Genomic DNA, 20,858 nt, shown 5'->3' with positions numbered 1-20,858 from the left:
ACCTTTATCTAGGGTAAGTCGTTAAGGTGGTTCTCACATAATCGTTTTTTATAATTTGTTTAAACGCATTCACCTCATCCAATGTTAACCCGTCTACCCCTTTATTTTCATAATACCGATCAAAGCTAAAGTCATCTTGATAGTCATTTAAAAATACATTTAATATAGTAGGCAGCGTAATTTCAGCTTGCACTTCTACTTTCAGTGCTGATTTTGCATTATCTAATTCTTCTAATGTAATCTCTTTATTGAAAAATTCATCCAACACTTCATCGAACATGCCATAGAACTCATCTTCATTTAAAACATCCGCTTGGAAATTCACATAGAAAAAGCCAAATGGCATAAATCGATCTTTAAAGGAATAAGTAGTTGAAGGACTATATATTAACCCACGTTTTTCACGCATTTCGTCAAATATATAAGTACCAAATAAATAATTAAATAGTTTCATTTGATCAATATTCTTATCCGACTTAACTAATGCTTTACTTGCAAAATACATAATAATATTGTCGTACTGAATTTCATTAAACCCGATATTAAAACGCCCTGGTTTTGGTAAAGGGATATTTTCAATTGGAGATTTTTTTAATAAATTTTTATCTTCATTTGTTTGAATATTAGCAAAGTATTTTTCACTTAATTCAATTGCATCTTGCTCACTTAACTCACCGGTTATTAAAAACGTAGGCTTCGCTTCTTTTGATACCAATACTTTTCGAAGTTTTTCAATATTTTCAACTGTTAATTGTTTTTGTGCATCATCAACCGTAATGGCTGAATAGTAGGGCGACGAGCCAAACAAATGCGTCACACGATTTTTTTCACTTAACCAACTAAAGCTTTGTTGTGATGATGTAAAGTTCTCCTTCAAACTATCAATCACTTCAATTGTTTTCGGTTGATCGATTATTGGTTCTGCTAGCATTCTATGCATGTAATCCCCTAGCACATTCAATTGGTCATGCTCTGCTAAACCATAAAAACTAGGCAACCCATGAAGACTAGATAATCCCATTTTGTTTTTTGAAAATTGCTGAGACATTTCATCAAAACTTAATCCTTTTAACCCCGTTACTATTTGAATATAACTATAATTTACTAAAGGAATTCTTAAATTTGGCTCTAAATCTACTTCACGAACATGAGTTGTAAATAACATATACGTTTGATTAGCATCATTGGGCTGGTAAATATAATTCACAGTAATACCATTTTTTAATGTCCAAGACTTTATAGGATGATCTAAAAACGCTGATTGAATATTGTTAATTGACAAATCTGATTTAACTTTGGTAGGAAGTGAATAAACATCTGTTTTTATTTCTTCTTTTTTAGTTAACTTCAATCCATGTTCTTGGAATTCTGTTTTTGCTTGCTCTTGCCATTTTTCAATTGTTGGCTGTCTTATTTTTGCACCTGAGTCAAATACAACTTGGGTTGAAGTGGAGCTACCAAACAAAGCTTTCATATTACTTTTAAGTATTTCTGGTGTAATGGTGTTCAAGTAAGTATCAATAATCACCAATGAATCTTCTATAGAATCAATTCGTTCCTCATTCATCAATGCATTTAAATATACACTGTACAAAAAATTAGATTTTTTGACAAAGGGTGATTTTAATTCAACCTCAATATCATTTAAAAATATCGTTTTAAATTCATTTATTTTTTCCTGTGAGAAACCGTCATTTATCAATTTAAGTTTATACTTTTCCAAAAACGAAACAGTATTTTCAAGTTGATCGGTAGCATCCACTTCACTTAACTCAATTGTTAAAGAAAGCAACTCTCCATACCCAAACTCAATATACTTAACGTATGACTCATTAAATGGCAAGTCATAATTTTTAATTAATGCATCAAGATCATCCTTTATTAACATCGTCAATAAATTATATTGTATTAATTCAAACTCTTTAATTTTACGATCCGAACTACTATTGAAAATATATTCTTGCGACACAAACACTTCATCGACATTAATTGCACTGTTATAAGTTGTGTTCCTTGGCTTTACGATTGGTTTTTCTTTTTTTAATTTTCCAGTTTTTTCTATGCCCGAAAATGATTTATTTATTTGTTTAACCATTTCTTCTGAATTAATATCACCAACCACCAACAACGTCATGTTTTGAGGATGATACCAATCATTATAAAAACGCGACACCGCTTCAACATTTATTTCAAGTAACGATTTTTTAGTGCCAATAGGCAGCCTTTTTAGATAGCGATTTTGTCGCCCAAAATAAAATTCATTTAAATAAGGGGAGACATCAACATGTGGATTACCGGATGTATTAAATTCATTTAACACAATCTCCTGGTCTAACTTCAAACCAACATCATCGATATTTAAATTGGTGGCAATATCACTCAAAAAATCCAGTGCATATTGTTCATCCCCTTGACGCACACTAGGCATATAAACCGTTTCATGAAATAATGTTAATGCATTGACGCTACCGCCTTTTTCAGCAAAAAACGTAAACGGATCATCCACTGCAGTTTGTGAGCGAAACATGGCATGCTCTAAAACATGAGCGTAACCACGCTGATCATCCTCTTCGTTGTAGCTGCCAGTATTTACGATCAGAGCAAAGTAGACTTTATCATCCCCCTCATCAACATTGGGTTTAATCACATAATTAAAACCGTTTTCGAATTGACCGTGGGCGAGACTTGGATCGTTGATTTCGTATGCATGGGACATAAATGTCATGAATATGAGTGTAAATATTAGAAAGTACTTCATTTTTATTCCTATTTTGAAGTTGATTTTGCATTTATTTGGAGTGATTATTTTATCAACCCTAAATAAATGATGTATCAAATTATACCGACACCATTTTGAATGTCATAATACTATTAGTCATTTAATGATATATGTATTTTTTGAGCGAGAGTTTTGATGTGGGTGATTTGAAGCAGGTAGTATGATATATGAGGCTAAGCGATTTGGTGTGAATATTTTTTAAGCAGATAAAAATAGAGTCTATTAAAGCATCAATAAAATACCCCCTGAAAAATTAAATTCCAGAGGGGCAATATTTATTTATTCAACAAAGTATAACCCTGCTCTTGCAACTCTTTATTCATATCCCCTTCGTATCGAACAGCAAACCAAGAATAACCAGTTTGATCTACCGCGCGATACCAATCATTTGTATATTCAACAATATAAGTAATTCTTGGGCCACTTGTAGTTTGCTCAGTTAAAATAAATCCCTCGGTAAACGTTATTTTGTATTCTTTATCAAAATAATAGTTATAGGCTTTTGTTTTTTCATAAATGTCAAAAGTTTCTAAATCAAAATCGGCTTCTCGTTGATGAGTGACATAAATAGTGGTTCTTATTCCGTTACTTTCTTTGTCTTTCCAAGTTGCGCTTATGTCTTTAACCTCTAAATTTGGAATGCGTTTTAAACTACCTGGTTTGTTTTTATCCGTTGAAATTAATTGATCGTTTTCATTTAATTTCATACCAAAGTCTTTATTTTGAGTGATTTGGCAATTTAAAATCACACTGTCTTGAGTTAACGACACATTAGAACAAATATTAGCCTGAGCATTTTCTGCTGCCGCTTTACTTAAAAATGTAAATTCGGTGTTATCATTATTTATTTTTAGAATATAAGAATAATCATCTGACACCCAAAAACCTAACACAGCATTATTTTCTTTTACATCTATTGCTTCTGGCTCTTTATTTTTTGAACAACCAATTATAAAAGTAACACTTAATATCAATACAGTTAATAATTTCATATTTTTCTCTTTAATGTTTTTGAATTTTGGCAGAATCATCTGTTATTAAATAACGAAAACACACCACAGCATTTTTTGTTTGCCCCTTTCCTTCAATAGGATATCGTATTGTTTCAAAGGTTTTACGTTGAGTTTCGTCAAATTCTTTTGAATGCACTTGCTGCATTGTCTCTAAGCATTGCTTAGTTAATTCGTAGGATTGTTCATCTTCAAACTGCCCTAGAATTTCTTTTTCTGCAAGGTTTAATGCTTGTTGATGCAATCGATTAATGACTGCGTATTGATACTGCGCATTTAACACCCAAGCTTGCATCGGCATTGAATCGATTAAACTACGGTAATAAACCTGCTCTTCTTTGAGTGTCTTACTATTATCAAGCATGTCTTTTGCTTGTGTTAATGCATTGGTGACGTGTTTTTTTTCATTTTTAGCAAAACTAAGTGTGACTTTTGCAAATTGACTGAATGCAAACACCGCAAATAATATTCCGACTAATCCGATTAACACTACAATGGTAGTGATAAAAAAATCCATCTGTTTACTAAATAGCATCATCAAAGCAAGCAATATAAAAAACGCACTTAACGTCGTGCCCAATGCCATTTTTATAAGTGAGGATTTTATTGTCGCAGCTGCGCTATCGGTCATATTTTTTCTCTTAAAAAAATCCCCAGTGATGAATCAATGAGGATTTTGTTTTATGCGTTTGTATTAAGCAACGCATTTTAGCATTAATAGGATGGTTCGCAATTTGCTGCGTCACACATTCAAGATATGATTGTGTGACGCAAAAACTACGATTGACCCATTTATTTATCGTTTAATCGTTTTATGCTTCACACGTTTCGGTCCAGTATCACCAACACGTTTGATCAAATCTTCTTGATATTCACTGAAGCTGCCTTCGAAGAAACACACATTGCCGTCATCTTCAAATGCTAAAGTATGCGTACACACTCTGTCTAAGAACCAACGGTCATGCGAGATAACAATGGCAGCACCTGGGAAAGCTAATACTGCTTCCTCTAGTGCACGTAATGTTTCTACGTCTAAGTCATTGGTTGGCTCATCCAGTAATAGTACGTTGCCGCCTTCTTTTAATAATTTTGCTAAGAATAAACGGTTACGCTCACCACCAGAAAGTTGTTTAACAAACTTCTGTTGATCGCTGCCTTTAAAGTTAAATCGGCTGATGTATGAACGACTTGATGTTTCATATGCGCCAACACGAATAAATTCTGCACCGTCTGAAATTTCATCAAATACAGTTGCATCATCGTTTAATTCACGCATTTGACCAACACATGCCAATTTAACCGTTTCACCGATATCGATGGTGCCGCTGTCTGGTTTTTCTTGGTCTAACAACATTTTAAATAATGTTGATTTACCCGCACCGTTACCACCGATGACACCCATAATTGCGCCTGGTGGCAATGTGAAGTTTAAATTTTCATACAATAATCGGCCGTCAAAAGATTTAGATAACCCTTCAACGCTGATGACTTTGTCACCCAATCTTGGTCCAGGTGGAATGTAAATTTCGTTGGTTTCGTTACGCTCTTGGAAAGACCCAGAATTCATTGCTTCAAATTGCTTCAAACGTGCTTTGGATTTTGACTGTCTGCCTTTTGCGCCTTGACGAACCCATTCAAGCTCAGCTTTGATAGCTTTGTCTTGCTTAGACTGTGTTTTCGACTCGTTTTGTAAGCGCGCTTCTTTTGCTTCTAAGAAACCCGAGTAGTTACCTTCATGAGGAATACCATGGCCACGATCCAGCTCTAAAATCCAACCGGCTACGTTATCTAAGAAATATCGATCATGGGTAATGGCGACTACGGTACCCGTAAAGTCATGTAAGAATCGCTCTAGCCATGCAACGGATTCAGCATCCAAATGGTTGGTTGGCTCATCTAATAACAACATTTCAGGCGCAGCTAACAGCAAACGACATAATGCAACACGACGGCGTTCACCACCAGATAGTACACCTACTTTTTGATCCCAAGGCGGAAGACGTAATGCGTCCGCTGCGATTTCCATTTTACGTTCAATATTGTGTGCATCGGCCGTTTCAATAAACGCTTCTAATTCGCCTTGGCGTTTAGCCAGTTTATCAAAATCAGCATCGGGTTCAGCGTAAGCTGCATACACGGCTTCTAAGTCAGTTTGAGCTGTCGTGATCGCTTCTAATGCTTCTTCGACAATTTCTTTAACTGTCTTGTTGTCGTCTAAATCAGGCTCTTGCGGTAAGTATCCGATTTTAAGACCCGGCTGTGGGCGCGCTTCACCGTTAATTTCGGTGTCTAGGCCAGCCATAATTTTTAGAAGTGTCGATTTACCTGAACCGTTTAAGCCCAAAACACCAATTTTAGCACCATGAAAAAACGAAAGAGATATATCTTTTAAGATTTCGCGCTTAGGCGGTACAACTTTACCGACGCGATTCATTGTATATACGTATTGAGCCAAGTGTAGAACCCTCTTTTTGTATGAATTGGATTGAAATTTGGGGGTTATTTTAGATGGGTGGGAGGTAGATAGCTAGTGTGTTGGGGTTTAGTTTTTGAAATGGGGTTTTGTGTGGGTTTACAAGGAGCTAATGGTTAGTTTTAAGTCACTGTATCCAAAAAGTTTACCGACACATTTGGAATAAAGCGCAAACACACTAAAAGGAATGTAAGTTGCCGGGTAATACATCAGCATTAACCAAGGTCTCTCGCTTTATTTCACATTATAAAATTATTAAAACAGTGTCGTTAAAAAGTCGTAAAAAAGCGTTCAACTATCTCCTAAACCATCACACGAAATCAAGTAAACAAATCCAATTTTAAATTCAACTCCAGCTGTTTGTTTAATTCACCACTTGGCAAATTGACAAATATTCCAACTAAACGAATGCTTCGTTCGGCCTTTCTATAAAATGCTTGCAGTAATAACTGTTTAAATAACCCTGTGGATAATTGATTGGCTTTTTGTTCAACACTTGTGGATTTAAAATCGTTAAATTTTAATTTCACCCCAAGCGTACAAATAGTTTGTTGAGATTTACTTTCCATTCTTTCGTTTAGTCGTAGCAATAAATTATCAAGACAGTCACAACACTGCTCATAAGTTGTGATGTCTTCTGCTAAGGTATGCTCCACGCCTATTGATTTTCGTTCTCGATTAAAACTTAAACCTCTATTGTCTATGCCATGACTTTTATGCCAAATGCTTAAGCCAAACTTGCCAAATTTATCAATCATAAAATTTAGGTTTTTTTCGCGAATATCAGCGCAGGTATGCAAGCCCATGTTGGCTAATTTTTCTTGAGTGACTTTACCCACCCCTGGTATTTTTTTAAGAGGTAAATTTAATACAAATCCATCTAGTTGATCAGGTGTTACTACACACTGTCCGTTTGGTTTGTTTTCATCACTTGCAATTTTGGCAATAAAACGAACAGGTGCCACGCCAGCAGATGCAGTCAGTCCTGTTTGTTTGAATATTTCAGCTCGAATGTCTTGGGCTATTAATGTGGCGCTGCCATTATGTAATGAGCAATCGGTGACATCTAAAAACGCTTCATCTACTGAAACGACTTCAACTTGATCAGTAAATGTGCGCAAAATTGACATAATTTGTGCCGATATGCGGCTGTACTCCTTCATACTGCCTGGCACCAATACAAGTTGTGGACACACTCGTAATGCATTGGCCGTTGCCATTGCCGAGTGTACTCCAAACGCCCTTGCAGGATAATTACAGGTAGCAATCACCCCACGGCGAAGCTTAGAGCCACCAATAGCCATGGGCACGTTTTTAAGTTCTGGGCGCTTTTGCATCTCGACAGCCGCAAAAAAACAGTCCATATCAATGTGAATGAATTTTTTCATATTACTGGTTATTTATACAGTTATACGAATTTTAGCCTAGTTTCAACCTAATGGATAGCCACCAAAAAAAAGCCCTGCTTTACTTAAAATCTTCAATATCAAACTCAGTAAAATCATTAATTACAACATGCTCATCACTTGTTGCTTGCCCATCTCTTAACAATTGACAGGTTTGCAAACCTGCTGATTTTGCTGCATCTAACTCTTGTAAAATATCACTTAAAAATAATACCTGTTCAGCAGCAATATTAATTTGTTTAATAATATTATTATAAGATTGTACTTCTTTTTTACCGCCCACTAATGTATCAAAATAGTCTTTAAATAAAGGCCGGATATCACCAAAGTCTGAATACTGAAACAACAATTGTTGTGCTTTTACCGAACCTGATGAATACACATATAACTCATAATCGTTTGATACTTGGTTTAAAAACTCCATCGCATCATTATATATGTGTCCAGTAAAATCACCTTTACTGTAACCTTCAAACCATACTAAACCTTGCAGTTGTTTTAAGGGCGTGATTTTTTGATCGTCTTCAATCCATTGTAATAATTGCGCAATCACAGCTTCTAAATCTAAATCTATTTCTAAATCAGCTTTTTCATTTTGCATGATGCGTTTGGTTTCATTTATTTGAATGGCGACTTCTTTTTGAGTTTGATTTTGACGAATAAAATCAGGCAGTTGTTTTTTTGCATAAGGAAACAAAATTTCTTTTACAAATGAAATGCGGGTAATCGTGCCTTCTATGTCGGTAATAATGGCTTTAATCATAATGCAGCTTCCAATTTAATGCGCTCAAGTTCGCAGGCAAATAAAAATTCTAACCCTTCTAAATGTTGTTTGGTTTGTGCTGGGTTTTGCCCAAATGCATATAAACCATGTCCACGAATTAAAATACCGTGTTGTAATTTATGCGATTGATTTGAAAAATAATCTCGCACCGTTTGCGCTAATCGATTCATGTCTTGGTCGTTATCAAATATTGCAATGCTAAGTGTGTCTTGGTGGCTGGTATAACCGGTTAAGGATTTTTGCATTTCGTATCCGCTCACACTAAACACATCGCCTTTTATATAACGCGACAACACTGTCGCTGCGACAGAATGCGTATGCAATACACAATGAGTGTCTAGGGATAATTCGTACAGTGCTAGATGCAGCGCCGTTTCTGCAGAGGGTTTACCGTTGCCATTTAAAATATCTCCAGCAGAATTAACGTTTAAAAAACACTTGTTGTTTAACGCACCTTTATCAAAACCGCTAGCAGTGACCACAAAGCAATCGTCCGCTCTAATCGAAAAATTACCGCCGGTTGCAGGCACCCAGCCTTTGGCGCCAATCCACTTGCCAAGGGCGATTAATTCAGAAATTGCTTGTTGAGTATTCATAACATTCATACAAAATAAAAAGGCGGGTATCTTACCATTATTGTTATACGGGACAAATAATAGGAGTTAATTTAATCAGGTAATAATAATGAGCAATGAGCGTTCTGTTAAAGCTGTCGTGTTTGTTGCGGTTATTTGAGTAGTTATTGGTGCAGTTATTGGTGCAGTTATTTGTGTAGTTATTGGTGTAGTGATAGAGGCGATTTAGATTGCAGTTAAGAAATCGGTTATAAAATTAAAACCAATGGCGCCGAAATATCAGCGCCACTATCAATTAGCTTTGCAACGCCATCTCGGCCATTTGCATGACACTTTCAAAAGACTTGGCACCTGCTATAAATAATCCGTTATGACAAAACGTAGCATCCTCTAATTGCGTCACTTGCTGTAATGCTTGATCAGACAATCCCGCCCACGGCGTAGGTAATGATTTACGATCTTCAAATGAGCCAAGCTCAACCGGCACAGTTTGAATACGCCATTGACCTTGAGACGGATACACCACATACAACGCATCTTTAGATAATGTATGCACGGTTGTTTTCCACGGCGTGTATTGCTCTAACACAATCACTCGAGGATCTTTTGCATTTTCAATGGCGCTGGCCACAATCGATTTTGCATTTACCCCACCACTTGCCGCTGCAATAAAACGCGATAATAATCGAGTTGCAAATTCAACAGCCTCGTTAAAACAACCATCGTAATCAGCCTGCTCTTGCCAAGTAGGATTAAACATAGAAATACTTTGACTCAAACTGATACCCGTAGAAACCCCTTCTACATGTCCACAATCTATCGCATCAATAGTAGACACTAAATTAGCATCAATGGAGGCAAACACATCCTGATTACCCTCACAGATCTGCAAGCCAAATTTTTTCCAGATCAACCCAAATGACGAATAAGGAATTCCGTTTTCACGCGCACCTGCTCCACCTCGCTGATGATGATCAAAACGATTACTGTCCTGGTCATATACGCCTCCCACATCCAACACAATATCGGCCTTGGCGATCACGTCTAAATCCCGTGTACGTACTAAATTAAAATCAGAATACACATGTTTAAGGGTGGCAACAGCAAACACATCATCTGCGTGAAAATTACCATTATGAGTAGCGACAGTTAAATCATTCATGAATAGGGTTCATTATAAAAGTTGAGTAACACCACAGATAAAGCGGCAAGAAAAATAAAGGGCGGATTTTATACTAAGGCATCAAACAACAACAGGTGTTCGATGAATTAATATTTGGGTAGATCATCACTCTTAAGGCTTAAAATGTAATAGGCCCGTTCTACAATCTAAAACTTTTTGCTCGCACTAATTTTCGATACTCTACTGGCGAACAATCAAATTGTTTTTTAAACAGCCTTGAAAAATAAGCTGGATCATCAAACCCAGTTTGATCGGCAATTTGCGCGGTGGACAAATTAGTTTGCTTAAGTAGCTCTTGGGCTTTGTCTAATTTTAGTTTTATTAAATATTGTTGCGCACTCAAACTGGTGGCTTGTTTAAACCGCCTTGAAAAATTTCTAACACTCATTTTGGAAAATTTTGCCATCGTTTCAAGATTGATATGTTCCTTCCAATTTTGATTTAACCATTGTTGCACTTCGATAATCACCTCATCGTGATGAATAGTTGTTTCTTCAAAAGGAGCACTATATGTTCGATTAATTTCATGGGAAAAATGTTTTTCCACTAATGCCAATGCTTCTTTACCCACATACTGGTTGATTAAATACAGCACTAAATCCGTTTGCGCATTGATCGAACCTGTGCAATACAAGCTATCTGTATGTGTAATGAACTGCTTTTTTTGTAACCTTACTTTTGGGAAACGTTTTTGAAACGCATCAAAATAATACCAGTGTGTCGTGGCTACTTTTCCATCTAATAATCCTGTTTGAGCTAGCAAACTGACACCTGTTCCGGTAGCCACCACTTGCGCGCCACCATCTACTTGGTTTTTAATCCAAGTTTGCATCTTATGACTGTTATTTAAAACGGAATTTGGATTTGACCACATAGGCGGAATAAAAATACCATCGGCCTGTTTTGTTTCATCTAATGACAAATCACAATGTAGTTTTAATCCACCGGTTACTTCAACCGCATTTCCATCGACACTAACTAATTTAACTTGAATCGCATCTTGCTTACTTTTAACTTTAGATAACGTGTTCACTGCATGAAACATCTCAACAGGTAAACAAATACCTGTGGCTAACGCTTTTGGGTATACCAAAAAATAAAGGACACGTGCTTGCATGATCATTCAACTTAAACAAACTATTTCGGCCATATTACCTTACTTTTGGCCGTTTTATCCAATTTTATATCAAGGCACTAAACTGTATATTCATGCACATAACTCACCCTATTGAATATATTTTGTACTAAATAAAAAGACAGTCATCAAGACTGCCTTCATTAGTTTTATTAAAAAAACATCGCCTTGTTATTACTGCCAATCATTAAAAAAATATTATTTAACACTCACAAACTTAAAATTCCGATTATTTAATTGATACTGCACATCAATGTTACACCAATTCTGTACGACAAATAATCTTGTGGGTATTTTTCGCCTAAATTTTCAAAAAAGTAATGATACTAATAAAAAAAATTAATGATAATACAATTACCAGATATCTAAAAATTTTGATGCTAGTAATTACCATCTAATATCGTCAATTGAATTTAGTACAGTGTTATTTTTAAGTCACGTTAAAATTATATATTCATAATTTTTAAACACTGGTCAACAATTATATAACGCGGATTCAAATCCGAAGTGCATCATCTAACAAGGTAGAAAAAGAGGTCAGCTGAAGGTAAGCTCATAATCTTTTTCTCCGGCAAGAGATGAAGTGATTATGAGTATAAACCCACAGCTAACCTATGAACAAAGATGCCAGATCTACGCATTAATTAAAAGTGATTTTTCACAAAGAAAAATTGCAGAAATTATTAATGTCAATCAATCCACAATTAGTCGAGAGCTTAAACGCAACACAGGCGAACGCGGTTATCGGTACAAACAAGCACAGATATTGACTGATAATCGAAGGAAAAATGCTTGTAAACCAACAAAGATGACTAAAGAATTGATCTTAACTATAGAGACTAAAATTAGATTGGATTGGAGCCCTGAACAAATCTCAAATTGGCTTCTTAAAGATGAGGCGACACTCATCAGCCACGAAAGCATCTATATTCATATTTGGAAAGATAAGCGTGCAGGTGGTGATTTATACACACACCTTCGTCGAGTTGGAAAAAAATATGATAAACGCCGTAATGGAAAATCAACACGTGGACATATTAAAAACCGAATCAGTATTGATGATCGGCCATCCATTGTTGATTTAAAATCCCGCGTGGGTGACTGGGAGATTGATACCATAATAGGAAAAGGACACAGTGGTGCATTAGTTACTATTGTTGAGCGTAAAACAAAATTTACAGTCGCTGCACAGGTAAAAAGCAAAAGTACAAAAGATGTAACAGCGGCAACAATTAGGCTACTAGAACCTTACAAAGACCTTGTTCACACGATTACAGCAGATAATGGAAAAGAGTTTTCTGGACATGAAGAAATTAGTAAAGCACTTAACGCAGAAATTTATTTTACGCACCCATATAGTTCCTGGGAAAGAGGGTTGAATGAAAATACAAATGGATTAATTCGCCAGTATTTTCCAAAATTCACTGACTTTAAAACTGTTAAGCAGCAAGAGGTAGATTGTGCGATTAAAAAAATAAATACAAGGCCAAGAAAAATACTGAATTATGAAACGCCATATGATTTAATGCATGAATATCAAGCAGCATTCGCTGCATAGATTTTGATGCACTTCGGATTTGAATCCGCGTAATTTATAATTCAAGATAGATCGAATTTAATATTTTTCTTTTCACATCCTAAACTAATGCTAACGGTTATTACATTCATATAACGTTATATCTAACATCAATCCTATTTAATTAAGTGAATATTTATTTATTTTTTAGAAACCTGTTTTAAAAAAATTGATTAATTAACAAATAAAATTAGTTCATTTTTAAAGTTGTGGATCAGGTTGATAGAATGCAACACTGTGTCACTTGATTATGATTAGGCGATTATATTTAATGATATTTTTCTATGATTGTGGGTTGGGGCTAATATTTTGTAATATTAATTACCCATAAATAAATAGCTTTTTACAAACTATTACATTGCGCTCACATAGTGAAATTTCAATCAATTAATCCAAGCGAGTTGTCATGAATTATAAATTTCTAAGTAAAGCAAGTGTCGTAGTTTTATTAACACAAACGATGTTTGCTTGTACTTCACCCACCCAAGATGGACCCGACTCAGATGTAACATCTGATCAAGTAAACACCCAAACACAAAGTGTTACCTCCACAGAATCAGAGACTCAAACCAATACTGAAGTGGTAATTGATTCAATTGACCCTGATGGTATTGAAGTGAACGGTGTATTTATTAGCGCAAAATCAAGCCAAGATGTAAATGTGCCAGAAAACGTATATGACAACGATGAATCAACAAGATGGTCAGCAGAGTCTATTAGTGGCGAGCCACAATGGCTACAACTTGCATTTTCAAAACCAAAAACAGTCGCTGGTTTAGATATCATATTTTTAAAAGGCGATGAACGCGCAACCATTTTTGATATTGTAGTTTTAGAACAAGATGGTTCGTGGACAACCGTTTACTCAGGCCAATCAGCAGGATTAACCGCTGGTTTTGAGTATTTTGATATTGAAAATACAACCACCACTACAGTACGTGTTATTGGTTATGGTAATAGCGAATCAGATTGGAACAGTATTTCTGAAATTGAAATTTATTTTGATGAAGACAAAAATGATTCTGCCACCACAACACAAACAATGATAACTACTCAGACTCAAACTCAAACTCAGACAGCTACACCAACAGATACAGAGACAAACTCTAATACAGGTGGTTTAACAGGTTGGGACTTTAGCTATTGGGATTTAGAAGGTGGTGATAACGACCTTGATCCTGTTGTAAACGACAGCATGGTTTTTGATGCGTTAGCGGCACAACACATTACCCCAAATGGTAACGGTTGGAGACACGAATATAAAATTTATACCGATCAACGTGTAGCAATGACAGAAGTATACGAAGACTTCAGAGCAAACATTAAAGTTGAAATGTCGCCAGGCTCTAAAACGATTGTGATTCAACATCACGCAAGCGATACCGGGACAATCATGAAACTGTATATCGCAGACACAAGTGAATCTGGTTTTGATGAAGACGCTGGTGTAATAGCAAACAGTACTGCCAATGACGGTATATTTGATGTGTTTGTTCGTATCTTAGGTGAAGACAGCAGCGAAGAGAAAAAACTGCTTGGTGTGATTCAAAGTGGTGAAGATTTTGACTTTAGAGTCATCAATGATTTTGGCCACGTTACCGTAACAGCTATGGGTCAATCATTTGATGCAACCGTTCAAGATGACTCCGCTTCATATTTAAAGTTTGGTAATTACTTGCAAGCACAGGATGCGCAAACAAATGAAAAAGTAGAAAGCTCAGACGATTTTGCTCAATTTTATATTGATGCAGGCATCACATTAAGTCAGCTTACGTTTACAAACTTAAGTTATGAGCGCGTGTATCTTGGTGATGAAATCACTGAAACAGGAACAATGACAGCTACAGATATTGAAACTGAGACAGCCACTCAAACCGCAACACAAACAGAAACATCAACCGAAACAAACACCAACACTCAAACCGACACACAAGTTGATCCGGGTACAGGCTATGTAGATGACGGCGATTTAATTGGTGATTTAGACGTTGAAAATAAAGTGTCTACAACAGTAGCATCCAACACAGGTTCAGTCGTTGTAACGGGTCAAACACACTATTCATCAGCGGATGACTTGAGTGATCTTTTAGCAGCAGGCACAGTAACAGGTGGTGATGAAATTATTATTACCCAAGGCGGTGAAATTTCTATAAAAGAAATAAGCTTTACAAGCCCAGTATTAATTCGTGCAGCAACAATTGGTTCAATCACTTTAGAAAGTGTGTCATTAACTAACGTAAATAACATGGCTTTCCAAGGGTTCATCTTTGGTCCAAATGAAGACGCAAGCACATTATTCAAAATCGTAAACTCAACCAATATTAAAGTATTACGAAACGTGTTTGATCATTTAGATGTCGTCACACCACAAAGCTCATTAATCATGACAGGCGAAAGTGTATTTATTGAAATTGCCTACAATGATTTTCGTGATAAAAACGTCATGCTGAACGCTGACAATCAAAAAAACACAGGTAGCTTTATCAAATATCAATACGAATCTGAAAATGGTTTGATGACAAAAAACACACACGTGCATCACAATAAATTCAGTAACATTGTTCCGTATTTAGTAAATGGCGTACCTGCCGGAGACTCTGATCGTGAAGTATTAGTAATGGGCATTGCAGACTCACAAGACATTGTGACAAACAACGTAGTGGAATATAACTACTTTGAAGATACCGATGGCGAAAATGAAATCATGACAATCAAAACTTCTGGAAACACATTTCGATACAACACATTTGTGAATGCAATGGGTTCATTGTCGTTTCGTTTAGGCCATGATAACCAAGCATACGGTAACAGTTTTTATGGGGTTGGCGTCGGTGATTTAGTGACAGACAATAACTATCAAACTGGCGGTATTCGCACCTATGGCGCAGGCCATCGAATTCATGACAACTATATGGAAGGGTTAACCGGCACAACCTGGAGACTGCCATTACTTATTGATAATGGCGACACGTCAGATAGTACAAATGGCGACAGTCATCAAGATGGTACCGATGTGGTGATTCGTAATAATACGATTGTAAATACTGTAGGTGGCGGGATATATATTGGTCGCGCAGACAGTAATTACAAAAATTCCCCAACATACATTTCAATTATCGACAACATTGTAATGGGCGGCTTTGGGATTCAATTTGGTAATGATTCAAACAGTGAAACTAATACTTGGTCAGGTAATATTGCTTATGCTATTGGTAATGCCACTGCCGTTTCTGGTGGTCCGTTAAGTTCCGCTGAAGTTGAAGAAGTAACAAGTACACCAAACTTTATTGTTCGCACACCATTAACACCAAGTGATGTAGGTCCAAACGCTGATTAATTGAATGTGATTGATTAGATTGAAGTTTGAAAGCCCGCAATATTTGCGGGCTTTTTTTCGAGGGTTAAATTTATTTTAATTCTTAGTATTCGCTTTATATTTTAACTTAAGCCCCACTTAAAATCTAAAGCCAATATTCAAGCCTGGTTCAAATAAGAAAAAACTTGGCCAGTTATCTTCTATCAACTGAAAATCACTGGGCATATTCGTATTAATTGGCCAAGCGGTTATGGCTATTGAAGGTTCAATAAATAATTGATTGTCATAAAATTCCCAACGGTACCCAGTTCTAGCTACACTAAACAGTTGAAATCCACTTTGAATTTTATTTTTGGATTCATCTAAATACTGTTGATAAAAAGGCGTTATATGAAATTTACTAAACCAGTTTTTGCTATAAAAATACTGATAGGACACACCTAAACCGATATCTTTAACAACGCCTGGGAAATTTTCATTTGGATCGTCATAATGTTTTCCATATGGAATACCTAAAGGTGCCCGATACTCCCAAGTTAAAAACTCAACGCCGATAATATGTTTGTCACTCAGTATTTTTGCAAATTCGATATGTGCGTACTTTGGTGATTCTTCAATAATATTTACAAGCATGAATAACGACGCATTGACATGAAATGATTTTTCTTGCGCAATTAAAAATGGTGAGGTAAATAATATTATAATGAGCAAAATAAGTCTTTTAAAATTCATATTGTCACCTTAATGGTTAAAGAATATGATTTTATATGCTATTTAATCCATTTCATTGACTTTGGTTAAGAATCCCTAAAAAATATTTATTAAGGAACCTCTGATTTAGAAATATTTATCTTTCTAGATCAGAGTTTCCTTAAATATATGACACGCCTTTATCGTCTAGTTTTTTTCTTAATCGACTCAATGATTCAGGTTTTACACCCAAATATTGAGCTATTTGATAATGAGGTACTCGGTTTAATAAATCTGCGCGAGTCTTTAACAAATGAATATAACGTTGTTCTAAAGTTGAACTTTTCCAGCGTAAATGTTCTCTTTGTTGATCAAGTAATAACGTTTCACTGGTGCTTAGGCATACCTGCTTTAATCGAGGAAACTGACGAAAAACAGTGTCTTCCATTTTTTGATCTACCACTCCAAGTTCGCTGTCTTCTAGACACACCACATAACATGATGATCGAATATTTTTATTGATCACAGCAGGTAATACGCTTTGACCCTTTGTGTAAAACTCCATTGTTACCTCTTGATCATCTATCAAGCGATAACTTCTGACACAACCATTAATCACATAAAAGTAACGATCTAAGGGCTGATTTTGATTTAATAATACTTCGCCTTTTTTGTAATATTTAATTGTTTGTAATTTTTCAAATTCAGATTGTTCTTCTTGAGTTAATTGAATTTCATCAAACTGATCCATTTAAGCACCTCCTTTTTCATGAAGTTTTGATCCAGCAATATCGATTATGATTTTTCCACAATGTTTGCCTTCACCAAAAAACTGAATCATTTCATTTGTTTTTTCAAAGCTATGAGGCCCATCAATGATCGGCTTAATAGTTGAGTTTTTTAAAATTTCATAAAACTCCTCCAACCCTTGATTGGCTTTTAGTGCTAATATTTTAACTTGTTTATGATGAATTTTTTTAATGTATTTAGAAACAAAAAATATTTGAACCAGCCTTGGAAGATCTCCACCAACTGTAATAAATGTCGTATTTTTTGCTAGAATTTTTAAAAATGAAAAAGGTGAGCGCTTGGTTTTTGCATCAATGATTAAATCAAATTTCTTTGAAATTTTAGTAACATCCTGTTTGGTATAATCGATAACATAATCAAAACCCAGTTTTAATAAACCGGGTAATTTTTCAGTTGCGTCAACGCCTGTCACCTCTGCATTATAATGCTTGGCGATTATTAAAGCATACATGCCCATTCCACCACCTGCGCCGTTAACCAAAATATGCACTTTTTTATTTTGTGTTTTTTTGAACGTTGCAAGAGATTCAAGCTCTCCTAATTGCACCAATCCTTGCCAAGCTAACATTGCTGCATGAGAAAGTCCTGCGGCTTCTGTAAAACTTAAAAAATCAGGTTTTAAAAAAATTGCATTTTCGTTTATTGCAACATATTCAGAAAATGCCCCAAATCCATATTCAGATATATCCCCAAATACGCTTTGACCTACTTTATATTTAGTGACATTTTCACCGATTAATTCAACTATTCCCGCAAGTTCCATTCCTGGAATATTTGATTTTGGTTTAAACAATCCAAACATTAGTCGATACAACCAAGGCTTACCTCGCATTAAACTCCAATCATAATCATTAACCGCTGCGGCATGAATTTTAACAAGTACTTCATCGGGTTTTACAATTGGCACAGGCACTTCTTGAATGTTTAAAACTTCTGGACCACCATATTTTGATTGAATCAACGCCTTCATACACACACCAATTATCGACTAATATTATGCTTTTATATTACATGATAATTAAGAAATGTATTATTTTTTAATTTTTATTCACCTGACGCTGTCGCCATTCATCTTGCTCTATCTCGCTGTAGCCTAATAAAAACCCCTCTAAACCTTCACAGGTTTCATTCCACTGTTTGGTTTTTTGAAATTCTTTATGCAATTGAAGCATCATGGTTGCTCGCCATTGCTGATCTTTTACAGCAAACAATACATATTTAATTTTTGTTGGCCGATTTAACACTTCACTAAATATACCTTCTACTATTTCTTCCACCCTTACAAACAGACCAGTTTCAACATAAGGGGCAAATTTTTCTTCAGGAATGATTTGCTCATTAGGTAAACATGAAATGTCTTCACCAAACATCGCTAACGGCTTTTTTCCTTCCAACATTAATTCTAATTCAATATTTGTATGTATTTGATAACTTACATTAAACATATTTAAAATTTGTCCATAAATTAAAAAGAATATTTAAGTTTTAACCCTACATCACTACTAAATCCAACCTTATAATAGTAATTAAAAGGGTTTGCATAGGCATGTATTGACAACCCACCTAATGAAAAAACTTCATAGTCTAATTGAGCATTTAAACCAAAATACCAACCTATATAACTGTCTTTGTCCATGTTAACCATATTACCAAATGCATATTCAATTTTAGAATGCGTCACTTCAGCACCCAGTATTGATATTCCGTAATACACTGAAAGACGCTTATTTAACGATCGAATATTCATTAAATTTAATCGAGCCATTGATCGAGTGTCGATTTTCTTCCATTCAACATGCTCTGTAGGCAGACTGTTTGATGATGGATCTTTATATGCGTTATATCCTGCAGTTTGCATTTCGGTGGTGTTTAATTCCAATTCAACTAAGTAGGCTTGGTCACCTATATTAAATTCAACACCCGCTGCTGCATCGATCAATTCACCTTGATCTGCTTTTTCTAATCGTTCTTGATTGTCTACAAATAAACCTGCGCCACCTCTTAACTCTAAACCCAAAGACATTGCATTTGGCGCCTGCCAAACCAAGGATAACGCGATTAAAAGCCTTGCGAATTTCACATTCATATTATGCCCCATACTGTTTAATAATGGCTCGATTATAAAACGAATAAATAAATAACACTAACATTGAATGATTGTATTGAAAATGAAAGCATTGAAAATTTAACATTAGAAATTAATTGATATTTTTAATAACCCAATAAATTATAATCAAAAAAATTGCGTCAATTCAAACATATCAAAATAAAATGCAATAACTGATTATATTTTACTGTAACGTATTGAGCGCTCTTTACTCTATAAACAATCAATATCATTAATGGTGCAGCATGCTTAAATTTAACCAAATGTCTTTTTTAACTCTATTATCTATTTGCAGCAGTTTAGCTCTGTGTGATACTGAGCAATTAGAACAAACTACTGAAGAGTTGATATCAGAATACACAGCAGATACTGCTACGATACAAATAATTTTATCTGAACAAACACAACAAGAACCCGATCAACTTTCAAGCAAACAAAATACATACGACTTAACATTGGATAATTTATCTGAAAAAGCATTAATACAATCAAACACATTAAAATATGCTCGGCCTTGTACTACTGGACATGTAGAAACCGAACAATAAAATTGTGCAAACTAGAAATGATCATTTTTTGCTTAACGACGTAATGATCAGTTAGAACAATACAAGAGCAATTGCTCAGGACAAACCATTTAGGCACAATTTTGTTGCTGACAATCATGCCAGTATTTCTGGTTCTTCATGGCCTTTTCCTATCAGCCTTCCATTAGCTCAACAATTGACCTTAGCGTCATAACTCTTCAAGTGGCTTCAGGATGTAAGTGGTAGAACAGCGTAAGGAACTGGCTGTCGAATATTTCCAACGGCATGTTTAATAGTCATTAACCCAATAAAAAAATAAAGCTACATGATTATGTCTTACCGATCTTTAGCATCCTGCAATTACGGCATTAGTGCATCCATACACAACGCGAAAGAAAACCTTTCTTGAAAAATCTCTTTGCTCGATTACGCGTCCAACGCTGTCATTTTTTAAACTTCATTCCCAAGCTACAAAAAAGGCCAAGAT

17 protein-coding genes are annotated in these 20,858 nt (G+C 35.4%); 3 read left to right on the top strand and 14 right to left on the bottom strand.

Going from position 1 to position 20,858, the window contains the following annotated elements; genetic code table 11:
• Nucleotides 1-4: 4 nt before the first annotated feature.
• The 9 genes from TYM08_RS02105 to TYM08_RS02065 form a co-directional block, all read right to left on the bottom strand.
• Entirely contained in the window at nt 5-2,758 is a 2,754-nt protein-coding gene (locus tag TYM08_RS02105) for a M16 family metallopeptidase (protein WP_422381324.1), read from the bottom strand.
• Between the two features lie 296 nt (nt 2,759-3,054).
• Nucleotides 3,055-3,771: a hypothetical protein gene (locus tag TYM08_RS02100; RefSeq protein ID WP_422381323.1), complete on the bottom strand. Its 717-nt coding sequence runs from the start codon at nt 3,769-3,771 to the stop codon at nt 3,055-3,057.
• A gap of 10 nt (nt 3,772-3,781) precedes the next feature.
• Nucleotides 3,782-4,420 (bottom strand): hypothetical protein, encoded by a 639-nt coding sequence (locus tag TYM08_RS02095; RefSeq protein WP_422381322.1) that lies wholly within the window; start codon nt 4,418-4,420, stop codon nt 3,782-3,784.
• A gap of 165 nt (nt 4,421-4,585) precedes the next feature.
• Nucleotides 4,586-6,244 carry an energy-dependent translational throttle protein EttA gene (gene ettA, locus TYM08_RS02090; RefSeq protein ID WP_422381321.1) on the bottom strand — a complete coding sequence of 553 codons (1,659 nt, stop codon included), beginning with the start codon at nt 6,242-6,244 and terminating at the stop codon, nt 4,586-4,588.
• A gap of 338 nt (nt 6,245-6,582) precedes the next feature.
• A complete protein-coding gene (gene dinB / locus TYM08_RS02085; protein WP_422381320.1) occupies nt 6,583-7,650 on the bottom strand; it encodes a DNA polymerase IV in 1,068 nt (355 codons plus the stop codon).
• 79 nt (nt 7,651-7,729) lie between these two features.
• Nucleotides 7,730-8,431 carry an acireductone synthase gene (gene mtnC, locus TYM08_RS02080; protein ID WP_422381319.1) on the bottom strand — a complete coding sequence of 234 codons (702 nt, stop codon included), beginning with the start codon at nt 8,429-8,431 and terminating at the stop codon, nt 7,730-7,732.
• A complete protein-coding gene (locus tag TYM08_RS02075) occupies nt 8,428-9,048 on the bottom strand; it encodes a methylthioribulose 1-phosphate dehydratase (protein ID WP_422381318.1) in 621 nt (206 codons plus the stop codon). The genes mtnC and TYM08_RS02075 overlap by 4 nt, the downstream gene beginning before the upstream one ends.
• A 274-nt stretch (nt 9,049-9,322) precedes the next feature.
• Nucleotides 9,323-10,189 carry an MYG1 family protein gene (locus TYM08_RS02070; RefSeq protein WP_422381317.1) on the bottom strand — a complete coding sequence of 289 codons (867 nt, stop codon included), beginning with the start codon at nt 10,187-10,189 and terminating at the stop codon, nt 9,323-9,325.
• A 160-nt stretch (nt 10,190-10,349) separates the two neighbouring features.
• Entirely contained in the window at nt 10,350-11,327 is a 978-nt protein-coding gene (locus TYM08_RS02065; protein WP_422381316.1) for a GlxA family transcriptional regulator, read from the bottom strand.
• Nucleotides 11,328-11,934: 607 nt separating this feature from the next.
• On the opposite strand from TYM08_RS02065, the gene TYM08_RS02060 reads away from it, so the two are divergent.
• The gene (locus tag TYM08_RS02060) at nt 11,935-12,903 is read left to right on the top strand and encodes an IS30 family transposase (RefSeq protein WP_422381315.1); all 969 of its coding nucleotides are present in this window, start codon (nt 11,935-11,937) and stop codon (nt 12,901-12,903) included.
• A gap of 424 nt (nt 12,904-13,327) precedes the next feature.
• On the top strand, nt 13,328-16,258 hold the full coding sequence (locus tag TYM08_RS02055; RefSeq protein WP_422381314.1) for a polysaccharide lyase family 7 protein: 2,931 nt from the start codon (nt 13,328-13,330) through the stop codon (nt 16,256-16,258).
• 117 nt (nt 16,259-16,375) lie between these two features.
• Here the strand turns inward: TYM08_RS02055 and TYM08_RS02050 are convergent, their stop codons facing one another.
• The 5 genes from TYM08_RS02050 to TYM08_RS02030 all read right to left on the bottom strand — a co-directional run bounded on the left by TYM08_RS02050 (nt 16,376) and on the right by TYM08_RS02030 (nt 19,823).
• A complete protein-coding gene (locus TYM08_RS02050; protein WP_422381313.1) occupies nt 16,376-16,969 on the bottom strand; it encodes a hypothetical protein in 594 nt (197 codons plus the stop codon).
• A gap of 139 nt (nt 16,970-17,108) precedes the next feature.
• Entirely contained in the window at nt 17,109-17,678 is a 570-nt protein-coding gene (locus TYM08_RS02045) for a Crp/Fnr family transcriptional regulator (RefSeq protein WP_422381312.1), read from the bottom strand.
• Nucleotides 17,679-18,707, bottom strand: a complete 1,029-nt coding sequence (locus TYM08_RS02040; protein WP_422381311.1) for an NAD(P)-dependent alcohol dehydrogenase — start codon at nt 18,705-18,707, stop codon at nt 17,679-17,681.
• Between the two features lie 67 nt (nt 18,708-18,774).
• Nucleotides 18,775-19,182, bottom strand: coding sequence for a hypothetical protein (locus TYM08_RS02035; protein ID WP_422381310.1), 408 nt, complete (start codon nt 19,180-19,182; stop codon nt 18,775-18,777).
• A gap of 20 nt (nt 19,183-19,202) precedes the next feature.
• The gene (locus TYM08_RS02030) at nt 19,203-19,823 is read right to left on the bottom strand and encodes a hypothetical protein (protein WP_422381309.1); all 621 of its coding nucleotides are present in this window, start codon (nt 19,821-19,823) and stop codon (nt 19,203-19,205) included.
• 266 nt (nt 19,824-20,089) lie between these two features.
• On the opposite strand from TYM08_RS02030, the gene TYM08_RS02025 reads away from it, so the two are divergent.
• Entirely contained in the window at nt 20,090-20,392 is a 303-nt protein-coding gene (locus tag TYM08_RS02025; protein WP_422381308.1) for a hypothetical protein, read from the top strand.
• Nucleotides 20,393-20,858: the final 466 nt, after the last annotated feature.

Origin of the sequence: Marinicellulosiphila megalodicopiae, assembly GCF_045862395.1 — a bacterium.
GTDB classification, from domain to species: Bacteria; Pseudomonadota; Gammaproteobacteria; order Pseudomonadales; family Natronospirillaceae; genus Marinicellulosiphila; species Marinicellulosiphila megalodicopiae.
The sequence above is the reverse complement of the archived record's forward strand: the minus strand, read 5'-3'. Positions and strand labels throughout refer to the sequence as shown.